Here is a 14,444-nt window from a genome sequence, read left to right as displayed (position 1 = left end):
CACTAGATTTTTGCTATTTGCTATTAAGTAACAATTATTTTTATGACATCCCCAAGCATCTCACCGCCGAGATTGTCGAGTAACTAAACCGTAAATAAAAGCATCCTTAAATGCTAAGAAAATCAGCAAAACATGAAGTAAAAATTGCTGAAATCCCAAAATAGGATCTAGCCGCCAACCTTGAAAGAATAAAATAAAACCGCTGACGGGCAAGACTACAACAGCCATGATTCCTTGAATGATGTAAAGAATTATGCCTGTACCGCCGATAATTTGCGATCGCATTCCCGAATTTACGATCGCACTAACTAGATAAGCAACCGCCAAAGCTATATCGACAATGCCCAGAATTGACATCCAATTGATTGCTACATTTACCATCCCTCGAACCCTCCCAACCTCTAAATTTAACAAAAAAAATCGCGCGCCGCCACTGGTTGCCCCTTCGTAAACCCCTCAGGACTAGACTGCTCAACTCCAGCGGGGCCAGGTACTGTTGGTCGTTGGCTTCACAGAAGCCACACCGCAACACCAACAGTACCTGAAGCCCCGCACAGTCAAGAGCAGGCTAGTGATGCTTGTCTCGACTAAGCGCAAGGACGGCGATCCACCGCCCGGATTGCAAGGCTGTTTACCAATTTAAACGCGCGATTTATTAAGTTATTGACGCTGGTTATTGACACTGACGTGCGTGTTGCATTCGCAGCGCTAAAATGTGTTCGCAAGGGCCTTTGTACAGCTTATTTTGCTGGTGCCAATTACAAGTACATTCTGCCTCAATCATACGCTCGTCTGCATCAATTGTCAAGTGCGGATTCAAAGTTTTTTCCCGGTCTTTGACACTGCCTCGCACAGTGAATGAGCCGGAAGAATCGCTGGTAAAATCGGTCACTTGTACCGCATTTTCACTCAGGAATCCAGTTGCTTTTGATTCTCTTTCGTTGGCAAATCTCAACCGTTCTAGCGGTAAAGGTTCTCGGCTCAATTCCCGCACTCGATAAACCTGTTTGTTCAAATCGTAAATTGCCCTTCCCGCTTGCGTGTAAGCACTCAATGCACCCAACACCGACGCCCGATTTAACTTCAGTCTTGTTGCCAAACTGTCAGCAGTTTCTACCCAATTTTCTTTGAGCGCATCAAAGATTAATTGCTGCGTCCAAGCATCAACATCGGCGCGGGGTGCCATTAAATCAAAGTTGCCGGATTGCGACCAATCATTGGCACTCCATCCCGACAATCCCAGGGTAAATGACATATCGCCCAAATCGGCTACGTAAAAAGAAGGCATTCCCGTTCCTAACAGGTGAACTGTGAACTTTTTCGCCACGGGAATCAGTCTTTCGAGAATGTGAATGCGGCGCCTTCCCCAAACGCGAATTTGCTGCTCTTGGGAACCAGTATAGATCGATCGCGCGCAAACTACCTCCGTTCCCCAAGGATCGAAAATCACCCGCACCGGTTCCCCCGGCTTCAGGTGGTAGCGCATACTGCGCGGGCCTTGCTTCTCCTTGTGGCGGCGCAAGATAAAACAAATATTGTGGATGTCCATCGGGTGCAAATCAAACCGCACCGCCGGCAAAGACATCGCCGAACTAACTTGCAAAAATCCTCTCACCCAACTGTCGGGTAAGTCAATTTTAACTTCTTTAAAAGTCTCCTCATTCACAGTCTGAACTTCAAAACCGGACGGATCTACTTGCAGGGAAGTAGTCTTGTAACTGCGGATTTTTTGAAATTCATCGTAAAGCGCTGCGGAGTAGTCGATGTTAGTCGTGCCGCAAGCAAACTCGCTGATATTTTTAAACACTTCGTAGCTGGCACCGAGGCGGCCGTAACTCGATTCATCTTGACTGAAACACTCGAAGAATACTTCGTCTGGATGAACTGTAATTACCGGATCGAGGACAAACCAAGCATCGCGGTCTTTTTGATAAAGGTAGTCGAAGTATTGCTTTTGGGATTGATAAAAAGGTGCTAAGCGTTGGGAATGACGCTGAGTTAAATCGTTTAATTCGGCTTGCAGCGGCTGAACTTTTTCCGCGAGTTTTTGTTGGCGGGCTGCGACGAGTTGCCAGTCCATTTCCTGCTGTTGGGCTGCCCATTCTTTATAGGCTGTTTTGTCTTTTGGTTTGAAGCGCATATCGGAAACAACGACATCGTGCAAGGCGCTAATTGCTTCGCGAAAGGCAACGTTTTGGCGCAATTCTCCGATAAAATAGGTGGGCGGACGTTTGGTGTCTGGGGAGAAGGACATTTGGGTATTGCCGCCGCTTTCAGCAACTTCGGTATTTCCTTTGTAAGAGTAGTTAAATTCCATAATAATTAAGGGACGATCGTATATTTTATGCTGCCAGCAATGCTTTTCCAAATATCTGAGTTTCTGGCAAAGGTTTGCCATCTTCTAAGCATGACTCAATCAAAAGTTCTAAAACTTCCATAGCATTTTTGAGTGCTTCTTCATAACTATTTCCATGCGTGTGAGAAAACTCTCCCCATTCGGGAAGACTGACAACAAAACAGTCATCTTCGTTAGACCATTGGATAATTATAGTATAGCGACTATTCACTGTTATTCTTCCTCCCGTTCTGTTTCTAGTTCCTGTACTTTTTTTATCGCATTAGCGGCGTCTTTTTCCTGGTAAGGTTTGGCATCATCTCCTTCTTTGCCCGATAGAGTTAAAGCACCTGGAATCAGGGGATGATACCATTTTGTATGGCTTCCCTTGCCTGAGCGGAACGTAAATCCTGCTTTCAGCAGCATACTTTTTATTTCTCTAATTTTTTTTGGCATAATTTACGCTCGCCCTTAACTATCCTAACAAATCACCGCCGAGACGACTATTTTTATATAAAGAGAATTACGGTGCGTGACATCAGAGATTTTCTACACTGCGCCCAAATCTCTTCAAAGTCACGCACCCTACAGCGAAAAATTTTTGATAGATAGACCAACCGCAGATTCAGGCAGATTAACACAGATTAACGCAGATAATTTGGACGATCGCATTAAGTCCTCACCTCAACTACAGGCTTTACCTGAATTGGCAAATCTATCTGAGGATAACTCCGGCGAATTTTCAGCATTGTCTCGATGGCGGCTGCTTTATCTCCAAGGGCGATCGTAGCAGACTGCCTGGTTAAAATATCCGCGACAATCCTCGCCGCCGCCTCACTCTTTTGGGCTTCCGCATCCAGAAACGCAAAAACTCGCTTTTTCGCAACTCTTCCCTGATTCACCCGCGACAAAACGGCGACAAAAAACGGCGCCAACTCCCGCAATTTCTCGGGATTGCTTGCAGCATAACTCTCCAAATAATTTGTCGCAAACAACTGCATATCCGCTGACGGATGTTCGCTAAACTTCAGCAAATAATCTTGTCCGCACTCATCCTGAAAATAGCGAATTACCAAATCTCTGCCAAATTGCCGCACGTCTTCCCGAATGCTGTCGCAAAGGCTAACCATGATTTCGGGAGTCCAATCTTCATCAGTCAATTCCGTGCGAAAAATCCTCGCTGCAAATTCCCGCGAATCCTCCCACTTTGCCTCCAACAGTCGCACGGCTGACAGCATTTCTTGAGAATTTGTGCGAATCGTATCTAGCTTTTGCAAAAACATTTGCCGCGCCGCTTCCCGCACGGATAAAATCTCGTGACTTGCCAGTTTTACCAGCTCAATTGTATCAAACTCTGCCGCCCAATTCGTGCAATTTTCGCCCAGCACAAATCCGCCTAATTCCTGCGCGACAGCAGACTTAGCTTTCAGCAGCAGCCAAGTCTTGTTTTTATCCATCGCAGACATCCACCCCGGAATATCTTGCCGCAGCAAATTTAGCAAATAACTGTGTACTCCTTCCTGTCTTTCCGGCAACATCAAGATATCAATCAATTCACCAGCAACCCGCGCTGCAAATTCTGGATATTCTGCCGCCAAACGCCGAATTACTGGTTTAATAGAATTGCGGATATCTGCCAAAGCATTGACGGCCATTCCTACTATCAAACTTTTCTGAGAATTTGTTAGGGATTCGTCAGGCAATTGACCGAATAACCTGATGCCAATTCCTCTAATTTGTTCGTAGGGCGATGCAATTAGCGATTCGATTAATTCAGGTGGCAAATCAGCCGCGCCGATTTCGTGATTCAGCAAAATTCTCGCCCCCAATTCCTGAACTTCCGGCAGCGGATGCCGCAGCAAATCCAGGACAACTCCCAATCCTATGTTCCGCAGTTGCGGCGTAAAGTTGAGCAGGAGCGTGTCGGCGATGTCTTTTGCTACAATTGATGTATGAGGCGGAATGAATTCTGCTGGTTGAAATGTTAATAAATAAGCTATAAGTTTGCCAATTAGTACCCTGACTGTTGCAGACTCCAGAATTGATGAATTGAGAAACCTGCGGGCAAATTGCCTGGTGTCTGCGTACCAACTGGTGACTAAAGCAACTATTAGTTCTGTATCTGATAAAATGCGATCGCGCTGTTCGTCAATCCACTGAAAAGCTTGGGTTCTTGCTGGCAAAAATACGCAGTTAACAAGCGCTACAATCACTTCCCGGTGGGCTGGATATCTGTGATATCCGTTTTGGACTGCCAAATTGAAACCAAATTCTGCTGTAACTTCGTAAGGTGCAGCAATAAGTTTGATTGCGCTGTCAGCATCTATCCCAGCCAAAAATTGCGGACAAGCTTTCAGGGCTTTCACAGCGAAATGGTGAACCGGGTGGCAGTTGCTGGCTAACAATAATTGCAACAGCGCATCGGGATGTTGTTCCCAAACTTCGGGAAAAGCTTCCTCTCGCGCCGACGGTTCCGCATCTCCGGGTTTGTAACCTTCTTTGCAGCGCCACGCTTGATTGTTTGGCATTAAGACATAGCGCGGACTGTTGGCGTACAAAATGCGGTTTAATGTTAAATATCCTGCCCAAGCATCCCAGTCAACGGAATGCGAAATCGTATTCCATGTATTGCCTACTCGTTCGTAGCGATACCAAGGTGTATTCCTGACACCTTCAGCATCAGCATCGGAATATTGCAGCAGGATGCTGACAGCCATTTTTACATAATTAGCGTCGCTTTCTTCGCCTAATTGTTTGAGAGTGCGCCACACCCGTTTGATTAAGTAGCTGCGCGTATTGCTGCTGTAGGCAATTCGGCAATTGGGACTCTGCATTTCCTCTTGGAAACCGTTGATGTGAGTGTACCCGGTTTGTTCGCTGTACGCCCATTCACTCCTCATCAGATAGCCGCCGCCACCAGGAATGATGATAGCCCAAGGATTGCTGCGGTACATGGCTTTTTCGTCTTCAAAGCGGCGCGCAATAATCGCAAATACTTCGGCATCGCGGCGGTATTCGGCCATTTTGAAAATGTGGCGAATTTGTTTAAAGTAATGCGGTTTTAGCGGTGCGGTTCTTAAGATATCTAGTAAAGCCGCTCGCGCGCCTTCACTATCAATTTGATAAACTGTATCAAGCACAGCAAAACGCCTGCCATCTTGGCTGTCCAGATCGGTTCTCACTGCTGTCGAAAAAGCTTCATCAATTACAGTAAAAAGTTTCCAATCTTGGGTATCTAGATGAGTTTTCAATGCTGTAGAAAATTCCTCCGCGCTGCCGTTTTCGGCTAATTCGCGCAACTGTGCGGGTAGCAATTCGATTATGGACGATCGCAAGTTCGATCGCCCTTCCTCATCCGCCAACTTCAGCAATCCTTCAAAAGCAATTCTCCTCACAAACTCCGCAGTCGCAGGATTCCGATAAAGCCGAGTCAGCGCCTCCACAGCGCCCTCGCCGCCGCACCAACCCAAACTCCAAGCAATACAGTAGTCTCGCAGCGGTTCTCCTGTACCGATTAAGTTAATCAGTCCCGGCCCGGCTTCGGCAATTTTCAGTTCGCCAGCGCGCCAAATAGCCCGTTCCAGAGGCCATTTAGCATTGCCCCCGCCGGCGATGCGGTTCAAAATAGCTTGCTGGCGCGTCTCGGCGCGAGGAAGTTCTGGCGCGGGTGCAGCATCGGGAATGCTTGCTGCTTCCTGATAGCCTTTTTTTACCTTTTCGGCGACTAGCTTGTCGAAAACTTTCTCAGCTTGGACTAAGGGCACTGGTGTATCGGTTTTTGTGCCTTCCTTGAGAGTAGCGCCGCGGCGTCCGTAGCGAAAGTTGACTGAGTACAGGTTTTCGCCCGCCTGACACAAATCGACTTCGTATACTTTATCCGATCGACCGTCTTGAAAATAAAGAGCCGTCCGCTTAATCAGTTTCATCGCAGTTTGTCACCATCGCCCTTGCTTGTCGGGGCGAGTCCGCGTGCCCCATTCTAACATCCCGCAGACGATCTAGCGTGCAAACTCCCCCCTCTCCCCGTGGGCCCCGATGAGCCTATCGGGGCCATTTGAAAAATAAATGTAAAAATATGTTGCAATGTTTCTCTTGTTGTGTTAAGTTTAGTTACATAAGGTTGAAATACAACGAGGTTTCTGGTCATGGAAAACAAAGACGCAAAAGTAGGCTTCACTGAGTTCGCTGAAACCTGGAACGGCCGTTTGGCAATGCTGGGCTTCGCGATCGGCTTAGCTACCGAATTCCTCACCGGTCAAGGCATTCTCTCTCAAATCGGTTTGATGTAATCAGCTTAACTCTATACAATAGCTGCAATTTGTGGCGGGCGATCGACCCCTTTACAAGTGCGATCGCCCGCCCGCCCGCTAATAATACCAGTTTCCAAAAAGAATGCAACTGTAGGCCCGCGATCCCAACCCTGGTTGTCATCAGCCATTCCAAATCTAAAATCTAAAATCTAAAATCTAAAATCTAAAATGGTATAAGTCCCCTTCACTCGCGGTGAAGGGGCTTTTGCATTTTTTATTAAAAAATCCAACCGATGGCACAATCAAAAATTTTTTCCGTCTCAATATTTATCGTCAGTCAAACTCCAGCTTTCCTAAGCAATTCCTACTGAATCCAAAATCCTCACTTTAGGAGTTAAAGCTGGAAGCTTCACCAAACCGTCTCGTTTGTGAGTCCGCAGGTTGTTACCTAAAATCATCTCCGACAGATCCGGCATTTCCTGCCAGCAGCGCGAGCAAAACCAATAAACGCGATTGTGGCGAGCGTGGCGGAGCAATTGAGATGAGCAACAAGGGCAACTATTCATGATATTTTAAACCTTCTTTAAGATATGGATCGATAACCAATTAATTACAGAGATTGACGAATGCCCGCGCATCTCAACTCCAGACACAACAATAAAAAATCTCTTTTCACTCAAAACTGCGAGCGTCTGACAAGTAGCACTTTTGGAGGCCCAACAGCAACACCACAATCAGAAACTGAACGCTCCAAGGCGCCCAAGAGAAACCCCAAATAAAACAACCCAGTCCGGCGAAAGCCACAAGCACTAAAATATCTTGAGAGGTTTGCCAGTAAATCCAGACTGCCGCCAGAGAAACTATCAGTAGCAAAATGTAAGCTGAGGGCATAGTCGTCTTCTCCCAAGATGTTCGGCCAACAGTCAGGATCGATGCCTGACGATGTGCTTAAACTAAAACCTAAACCTGAAGAACTTATGAAGACGAGCAACTTGTTACAAAATAAAATATAATCCTGCCCGATTATATTCAGCATAAAAACCGAGCAGGAATAATTTATTGTCTTTCGTTTTGACATACCTCAGAGGGCTCTCTGCGACGGGGATTCCTTGACACTTCAATGGGATGCGCTACCTTTCGTCGTCTTACCAGAAATAATTGGTTGAAAGCCTCTCGCGAGTGAGGGAGAAATTAAAATCAGACTATTCATTACTCCAATCCTCTTCCTTCTAGGTAGAGGTCGCTCTCCACAGGTCAACTGTCATGAACGTCAACTGTCAACTGTTGAACTTCCCGACCTGTCCCTGCGCTCAGAGTGCCGAGGCCCCATGCCGACTTGGTTCTATTGTAGCAAAAATTTTGGGAAAGCCGTGCTAGAAGCACGGGGTTTTAAACCCAAATTTTTGATAAAATTCAAGGCGCGCGATCGACCTATGCTTCCTCCCAGCCCAAAGCTTGGGCCACCTGAGCAGCCAAAGACATCGGTTCAAAAGGCTTAGCAATCACGCTCACCACCCCCAAATCCGCGAACATCCGCCTGTCGCTAGCGAGAGCCTTAGCCGTCAATAAAATTACTGGAATGTGCTGCGTAGCATGATTAGCTTGTAACTGTTTAAAAGTAGTAGGCCCGTCTTGGTCGGGCATCATCACGTCCAAGAGAATAGCATCAGGCTGTTCGGCAAGAGCCTTAGCCACACCCTCGCGGCCAGAACTCGCAGTCAGGACTTCCCAGCCGCCCACCACCTCAAGACTGACTTGAGCCACTTCCCGAATATCTTCGGCATCGTCAATCACCAAAATGCGTTTGGCAGTCAAAATTAACATCTTTATTTATGAATGAGAACTGATCCCAGACTAGAGGGGAAATGTGAATGTTTTGTAAAGCAAACTGTTTTACCCGATCGAACTTTACAGTAAATGTACAAAACTGTAAAATCTACCCCCAAAAAATCCGCTTTTCGACCTCACATCGCGATTTTTGCCCGCCCCTGCCTGTATAATCCCTCTTTGGCAAAAATGACAGTCCCGGACGCACTCGCGACTCTGAGAAACCGGGTTTTTTTAGCTAGTCCTAGACGCACTCCGACAAAGAAACCGGGTTTTTTACCTAATCTGCTGGTTGCAACCTGTATATTTTCGTAAAAAAACCCGGTTTCTGCGCCTCTATGCGTCCAGGACTATTAGCGTTTCTGCTGGCGGCAACCAAGTATTTTGGTCAAAAAGCCCGGTTTCTGCCTCCGGGATTGATTGAAAATTTTTGCATTCATATTTTTTCATGACTAATGACCAATGACCAATGCCCTCCCTTAACTTTCTCCCGGACCCATAACTGGCAGACTTAAGAAAAAAGTGCTGCCCTCCCCCAAAACGCTCTCCACCCAAATCCGGCCCCCGTGCTGCTGTACGATACTGCGACAAATAGCCAGCCCCAAACCAGTTCCTCCCTTTTGGCGAGAATCTGAAGCATCAACCTGTTGAAAGCGCTCAAAGACCATCTCCAGCTTGTCCGCCGGAATTCCCCGCCCTTGGTCTTTAACAGCAATCAGGATGGACGAACTCACCCGTAAGTGCCGATTGGCGGCAGGCGATTGAGACCACAAAGACACAGACGAGACCGAATTCAACCCAGCTTTTTCTGCCACATCCGGATTGTGGGTCAACTCCCCGCTCAGCCAAACAGTAGCACCCGCAGGCGAAAATTTAATAGCATTGCTGAGCAAATTTGTCAAGGCCTGAATTAGCCGATCGGGCACAGCCAGCAATTGCGCCCCCACAGGCCTCACCGACAGAGTAACTCCCGCCTGTTGGGCCATTCCCTGCATCTCGTCGGCCGCCTGCAACATCAGATCCGCGACATTGCAAGTTTGTTTGATTGCAGTGCTGTAACTCGACTCCATGCGCTCTAAATCCAGAATGTCGTTGATCAAGCGCACCAAGCGGTCAGTGTTAGTGACAGCAATCTCCAGCATCCGCTTGGCTTTCTGGGGGTGAGCGTCAAGCAGGCCGCTGTTGAGGAGGCCCAGGGCCCCGTGAATCGAAGTCATGGGCGTCCGCAGTTCGTGGCTGACAACCGAGATGAATTCATCTTTCATGCGCTCGATCGCCAGCCGATCGGTGATATCTTTAAAAGTCACCACAGCGCCAATAATTTCGCCTTGTTCTCGCATCGGAGCGACAACGTACTCAACCGGAAAACTGCTGCCGTCTCGCCGCCAAAAAACCTCATCGGTGACGCGCCGCACCTCTCCATCTTCCAAGGTGGCTAAAATTTGAGAACTTACCCGCAACGGCTGTTTTCCCGTCGCCTGGGCGCTGCTGTTTGTGGCAAGTTCAGAGCCGGAATTGATGTCTGTTGCAGGTGAAATTTGCTCGATCGCCTGTGAGCATTCTGGCTGTGAACGGTGTAAGCTTTCATAGAGCGGTCGATCGATCAATTGCTTCGATTCGCAGCCGGCCATTCTCACCGCCGCCGGATTGACAAAAGTAACTTTTCCCTGTTTGTTCAACCCGCAAATTCCTTCTCCTGCGGAGAACAAAATCATTTCTGTTTGGTGGCGGAGTTGTTCGAGAGCTTTTTCGACTCGCTTGCTGTCGCTGATGTCGCGAGCGATTGTCGAAATGCCCGTTACTGCTCCTGTGGCATCTTTAATCGGAGAAATCGTCAGAGACACATCTATCTGTTCGCCGTCTTTGCGCAAGTGTACCGTTTCGTAATGGTCGATGGTGGCTCCAGCCCGAATATTTTCCAGAATTTGGGAAATTTCCTTGGGGCGTTCGGGTATGGCTAAAATCTCGATCGACAGCCCCTTGACGAACGGCGCGCAGTAGCCGTAAATCTTCTCGGCTCCAGCGTTCCAGCTCTGAATTGTCCCGGCGAGGGTTTTGCCGATGATGCCGTCGTCGGAAGACTCGACAATCGACGCCAAGCGCACGAGTTCGTCTCTAGCTTGCTTGTATTCGGTAATGTCGCGGCCCAAAATCACGATACTTTTGCGTCTGCCGTCCGGGTGAAATACGGGTACTTTAATCACGTCATAGATTTTCAAAGTACCGTTCGATCGCCCGATCGCTTCTTCTCCCCTAGAAAGCTTACCTTTTTCCCACGCTTCTCGATCGCTGACCTCGCACGCCTGTAGGGCCTCGCGGTAAAAACTGCTGAGTTCTCCTAGCTGAAAATCTTTAAGGCCGCGGTAGTCTATTTTTTCTAGCTCGAACAATTCCAATATCGCTTGATTTGCCTCCTGCCACCTGCCCTCGCCATCTTTGAAGCAGACAATATCTGGCATGGCATTCATCAGCGATTCGAGATAGGAGTTTTCTGCCAGTGCAGCTTCTACCTCTCCCCGCTTGGCGATTTCCCGTTGCAGGTTTTCGTTTGCCGTTTGCAGCGAGTCGATTAACAAACTTTCTGTAAAAGTGCGTTCTTTAATTACTTCCTGAAGTCTGTGGAGTTCTAGGGACAATCGCCTGCGGGCCAACAAATTCTCTACCCGCAAGTGCAGTTGGGCTGCATCTACGGGAGTTGTTATTAAATCGTCTATTCTGCGATCGAGTTGTTTTGCCTGCGGCGAAAACGGCGGTTCATAAATAGCTGGCGTTTGGCATTTTTGCAGCAGCAAAAACGGTAAAAAACTCGGCTCGGCTGCTGCTTTTAATCCTTCTATCAGCGGCCCGATGCGATCGTAATTTTCCTGGTCGAGAATGCACAAGTCAAAACCTATTTGGAGAAGGGAAATTTCGGAGTTGGGTTCGGAAGTGCGATCGGGTACGATCGCCTCATGCTCGGTGTTGAGGTGTGCGATCGGCAAATGTTGTTGGTGGCGATCGACCAATAGTAAAATGCGGCTCATTAGTTTGATGATTTCCCAATGACTAATGATTTGATATCCGGTAAATTCACCCATTATCAGGTTCGATCGTTCGGACTTCAGTCCTCAAAAAACAGAGGACTGAACTCCAGACTGCGAACCAATTTTATAGCAGGTTTGTAATGAGGACTTCAGTCCTCAAAAAACAGAGAACTGAACTCCGAACGATCGAACCTATTTTAGAGCAGGTGTCGATCGTTCGGACTTCAGTCCTGAAAAAATAGAGGACTGAAGTCCGAACGATCAAACCAATTTTATAGCAGGTTCGATCGCACAGCACTCCGAGACGAATGACTGTTGACTAATGACTCATGACTCATGACTAATGACTAATGACGGCAGGACTGTTGACTGATGACGGCAGGACTGCTGACTGCTGACTTTTTACGGCATTCCGATCGGAATCAAAGTATCTTCCGGCATACAGCTAGAGTAACGCTCCCCGGACGATAAAACCGCAATCAGCCTCATTTGCCAGTCGGGCATAATCTGCAAATCCGCCCAAGGCACTGCTACCTCCAAACATTTATCCAATCCCACTTGGGCCCGGCTGAGGCGGGGATGCCACTCATCGCCCTCTCCTGCTTCGTGAAACCCAATCGATTTCGTCAGCAAATTAATCTCTAACTGATGGTGGAATCGGTAGTTTAGCGGTGCTTGGTCGGGCAAACCCGACAGCGGAATCAGACTGTTTTTCATCGTGCGATCGGGATAAAACCAGAACAAGTTTAACTCCGGCGGGCAATCAATTCCCGGTCGCACCCCTGCATTGAAGTCGGCGCGAAGGTAAAAATTCAAGTGGTCAACCCCGTACCAAAGCCGCTGAATTGCCGAACTCCGGTGCATCGTACCCCTTGCTCCCCCAACTTCAATCCGGCCTGCTTTGTCCCAATCCTGTTCGTTGCCGATACCGTCGATAATCGGGTGAATAAAGCTCAGCGGTTGGTGGTCGCCTTGAACCTCGTGTGCCTCTACTTGCCGCAGCACGGACGGGGGTACAGGCTCGCCGAGAGCTTCGTAAATTGCAGCTACGTGTTCCCGGAACAGCCGATCGAACATAGCATCTTGATTCGACGTGTGGCCCTCGCCAAACCACCAGAACCAGTCAGAACCTTCGGCCGCATAAAGCGCTTCCCAAGCTTCTGGGTTGCTTTCTTCTGTGGCCTCTGGATGGTTTGCCAGCATTTGTCTCGCGGGCCCTAACAAGTCCCAAGCGCGATTTTTCGCGGGGTCGCCGATCCAAGTTGTCAGGGAACCGTCCACCCAGGAACCGGTGTGCAGTTGGGCTGCGGGAATTGTTTCGGTTGCTGGGAATTGGTCGAGAAATTCTGAGACTGTGACTAATTTGATATCTGGATTATCGCTGAGAGTTTGATAGAGGGATTCTAAGAACGGTTTGCCGTCTTGGGGATAGAATTCCCAGCAATTTTCGCCGTCTAGGGCGATCGTCACTAACCAGGGATTTTCTAAAGCTGTTTGGCCGCCGGACTGTCGGTGTTTGAGAGTTCTGCCGATCGACTCCAAGTGTCCCACTAAATCTGACGCTGCTTTTTTCGGTTCCATAGAACCGTAAGTAAAACCAATCAAATCAGACAATCGGTGGTCTCTAAATACGATCGCCAAATCGCCGTCAGGAGTTTCTAAACGATAAGGGCGATACAACAATTCTGGTTCGCAGACATTCCCCGCCCCATCGCGGTTAAAAAAGTGTTTAATTGTCCACCCCAATACTGCCTCATCCGAGACAATCCATTTAAACCCTTGTTTAGCAATGTAGGGCAAAATTTCCGGGCTAACTGCCTGTTCCGACGGCCACAAACCGCGCGGTTGGCACTCAAATCTGTCTTGATACATATCCCAGGCTTTTCTCAAATGTCTGGGAATATCTTCAGCCCACTGGAACCTGTGTTCTGGCAGCGTCATGTTAGGAATCGCTATGCGGCCGCCATTTGTGTCAGCAAGCAGCGGCAAAATCGGGTGAGTGTAGGGGGTTGTGGACACTTCCAACTGTCCCTGGGCTTGCATTTTACGGTGCTGGGGAATGATTCTGGCGAGGATTTCTTTTTGTTTTGAGTAGATGTTTTTTCGGTCTGCCAAACTAAAATTTTGTCCTTGTGTCAGCCAGCCTGCAATCTCGGGGTCGTCCCAAAACAGCGGGTCAATCCAAGCTAAATTGTGCCACGCCAGCAAGTCGCCAAAATCCTGCAATTTCCAGTTGGCCAAGCACCACTGAATGCCTTTTTCTTGCCGCTGAGTGTAGAGTTGAGCGTAGCGGGGATGCGGCCCAATCAGGGTGTGGTAGTTGGCGTCAAAGAAGTGTTCTAAAATGAACTCTTGTTCTTGGATGTTTAAATCCTCGGTTCGCTTCAGAGTTACCGCCAAGTAAGGGTCTAATGCTCTGTCTGCTATGCAGTCTTCTATCTGCAAAATCAAGGACGGAACCAGGTTTACTGTTTGATGCAGTTTGGGATATTTTGCCAGAATCAGCACTAAATCTAAGTAGTCTTTGACTCCGTGCAAGCGCACCCAAGGCAGTCGATAGTGAGCTTGGAGGTCAACGTTTCTGGACTGCAATATCGGCGAGTTTGACTTGGAACTGGTGTCTGGCTCAGCGGCGGATGCCCTCGATTTATACAAAGGCTGGTGCTGGTGCCAAATAAAGGCGACGTAGAGAGGGTGTGACATTGGTAATGAGTAATTATTAATGAGGTAGTTACGTCTTGTGCAACTTTCAGATCAATTCCACTTTGTTCCCTAACATAAAGTTTATGATGTTTTTGTTAAGTACAGTGGAACTATAGCCTTTCTCAAAAAGGTTCGCGTAGGAATTTTGACCTTGAAAGCTTGATAATGCAAAGTTTCAGCGTACCTCCAGCAACCTGAGAACCGCTATATGTTATGTCAGACCGACACATTTAGGGCCGGGGGAGTTGCCGACGGGCCGGGGTGCCGATCGCGCTGCACAGAGCAGCTTTCTTAGCAGTGCTGTTG

12 protein-coding genes are annotated in these 14,444 nt (G+C 48.1%); 1 reads left to right on the top strand and 11 read right to left on the bottom strand.

Annotated elements, in window-relative coordinates:
- Positions 1 to 60: 60 nt before the first annotated feature.
- The 5 genes from QUB63_RS02925 to QUB63_RS02905 form a co-directional block, all read right to left on the bottom strand.
- Positions 61 to 381: a Ycf66 family protein gene (locus QUB63_RS02925; protein ID WP_332943298.1), complete on the bottom strand. Its 321-nt coding sequence runs from the start codon at positions 379 to 381 to the stop codon at positions 61 to 63.
- 292 nt (positions 382 to 673) lie between these two features.
- Entirely contained in the window at positions 674 to 2,317 is a 1,644-nt protein-coding gene (locus QUB63_RS02920) for an SWIM zinc finger family protein (protein ID WP_332943297.1), read from the bottom strand.
- A 25-nt stretch (positions 2,318 to 2,342) separates the two neighbouring features.
- Positions 2,343 to 2,567 carry a type II toxin-antitoxin system HicB family antitoxin gene (locus QUB63_RS02915; protein ID WP_332943296.1) on the bottom strand — a complete coding sequence of 75 codons (225 nt, stop codon included), beginning with the start codon at positions 2,565 to 2,567 and terminating at the stop codon, positions 2,343 to 2,345.
- Between the two features lie 2 nt (positions 2,568 to 2,569).
- Positions 2,570 to 2,791, bottom strand: coding sequence for a type II toxin-antitoxin system HicA family toxin (locus QUB63_RS02910; protein WP_293246577.1), 222 nt, complete (start codon positions 2,789 to 2,791; stop codon positions 2,570 to 2,572).
- 215 nt (positions 2,792 to 3,006) lie between these two features.
- Positions 3,007 to 6,261: a WGR domain-containing protein gene (locus QUB63_RS02905; protein WP_332943294.1), complete on the bottom strand. Its 3,255-nt coding sequence runs from the start codon at positions 6,259 to 6,261 to the stop codon at positions 3,007 to 3,009.
- Between the two features lie 219 nt (positions 6,262 to 6,480).
- Here QUB63_RS02905 and QUB63_RS02900 point away from each other — a divergent pair, with 219 nt between their 5' ends.
- Positions 6,481 to 6,624: a chlorophyll a/b-binding protein gene (locus QUB63_RS02900; RefSeq protein WP_325314842.1), complete on the top strand. Its 144-nt coding sequence runs from the start codon at positions 6,481 to 6,483 to the stop codon at positions 6,622 to 6,624.
- Positions 6,625 to 6,635: 11 nt separating this feature from the next.
- Here the strand turns inward: QUB63_RS02900 and QUB63_RS02895 are convergent, their stop codons facing one another.
- From QUB63_RS02895 to QUB63_RS02870, 6 genes are all read right to left on the bottom strand, one after another.
- Complete coding sequence (locus tag QUB63_RS02895; RefSeq protein ID WP_332943290.1) at positions 6,636 to 6,773, bottom strand: hypothetical protein; 138 nt, start codon at positions 6,771 to 6,773, stop codon at positions 6,636 to 6,638.
- 165 nt (positions 6,774 to 6,938) lie between these two features.
- On the bottom strand, positions 6,939 to 7,151 hold the full coding sequence (locus QUB63_RS02890) for a hypothetical protein (RefSeq protein WP_332943289.1): 213 nt from the start codon (positions 7,149 to 7,151) through the stop codon (positions 6,939 to 6,941).
- A gap of 106 nt (positions 7,152 to 7,257) precedes the next feature.
- Positions 7,258 to 7,476 (bottom strand): hypothetical protein, encoded by a 219-nt coding sequence (locus QUB63_RS02885; RefSeq protein WP_332943288.1) that lies wholly within the window; start codon positions 7,474 to 7,476, stop codon positions 7,258 to 7,260.
- Positions 7,477 to 8,016: 540 nt separating this feature from the next.
- A complete protein-coding gene (locus tag QUB63_RS02880; protein ID WP_332943287.1) occupies positions 8,017 to 8,409 on the bottom strand; it encodes a response regulator in 393 nt (130 codons plus the stop codon).
- A gap of 482 nt (positions 8,410 to 8,891) precedes the next feature.
- Complete coding sequence (locus QUB63_RS02875; RefSeq protein ID WP_442921751.1) at positions 8,892 to 11,489, bottom strand: PAS domain S-box protein; 2,598 nt, start codon at positions 11,487 to 11,489, stop codon at positions 8,892 to 8,894.
- Positions 11,490 to 11,837: 348 nt separating this feature from the next.
- Entirely contained in the window at positions 11,838 to 14,138 is a 2,301-nt protein-coding gene (locus QUB63_RS02870) for a glycoside hydrolase (RefSeq protein ID WP_332943286.1), read from the bottom strand.
- Between the last annotated feature and the right edge of the window lie 306 nt (positions 14,139 to 14,444).

The organism is Microcoleus sp. ARI1-B5 (assembly GCF_036705795.1).
Classification (GTDB): Bacteria; Cyanobacteriota; Cyanobacteriia; order Cyanobacteriales; family Microcoleaceae; genus Microcoleus.
This window is presented reverse-complemented; position numbering and strand designations above follow the sequence as displayed.

What these genes read in the sequence shown, in the direction of transcription:
- QUB63_RS02925 (WP_332943298.1), bottom strand. Translation starts at nt 381, where the DNA reads ATGGTAAATGTAGCAATCAATTGGATGTCAATTCTGGGCATTGTCGAT.
- QUB63_RS02920 (WP_332943297.1), bottom strand. Translation starts at nt 2,317, where the DNA reads ATGGAATTTAACTACTCTTACAAAGGAAATACCGAAGTTGCTGAAAGC.
- QUB63_RS02910 (WP_293246577.1), bottom strand. Translation starts at nt 2,791, where the DNA reads ATGCCAAAAAAAATTAGAGAAATAAAAAGTATGCTGCTGAAAGCAGGA.
- QUB63_RS02905 (WP_332943294.1), bottom strand. Translation starts at nt 6,261, where the DNA reads ATGAAACTGATTAAGCGGACGGCTCTTTATTTTCAAGACGGTCGATCG.
- QUB63_RS02900 (WP_325314842.1), top strand. Translation starts at nt 6,481, where the DNA reads ATGGAAAACAAAGACGCAAAAGTAGGCTTCACTGAGTTCGCTGAAACC.
- QUB63_RS02895 (WP_332943290.1), bottom strand. Translation starts at nt 6,773, where the DNA reads ATGGCTGATGACAACCAGGGTTGGGATCGCGGGCCTACAGTTGCATTC.
- QUB63_RS02890 (WP_332943289.1), bottom strand. Translation starts at nt 7,151, where the DNA reads ATGAATAGTTGCCCTTGTTGCTCATCTCAATTGCTCCGCCACGCTCGC.
- QUB63_RS02885 (WP_332943288.1), bottom strand. Translation starts at nt 7,476, where the DNA reads ATGCCCTCAGCTTACATTTTGCTACTGATAGTTTCTCTGGCGGCAGTC.
- QUB63_RS02880 (WP_332943287.1), bottom strand. Translation starts at nt 8,409, where the DNA reads ATGTTAATTTTGACTGCCAAACGCATTTTGGTGATTGACGATGCCGAA.
- QUB63_RS02875 (WP_442921751.1), bottom strand. Translation starts at nt 11,489, where the DNA reads ATGGGTGAATTTACCGGATATCAAATCATTAGTCATTGGGAAATCATC.
- QUB63_RS02870 (WP_332943286.1), bottom strand. Translation starts at nt 14,138, where the DNA reads ATGTCACACCCTCTCTACGTCGCCTTTATTTGGCACCAGCACCAGCCT.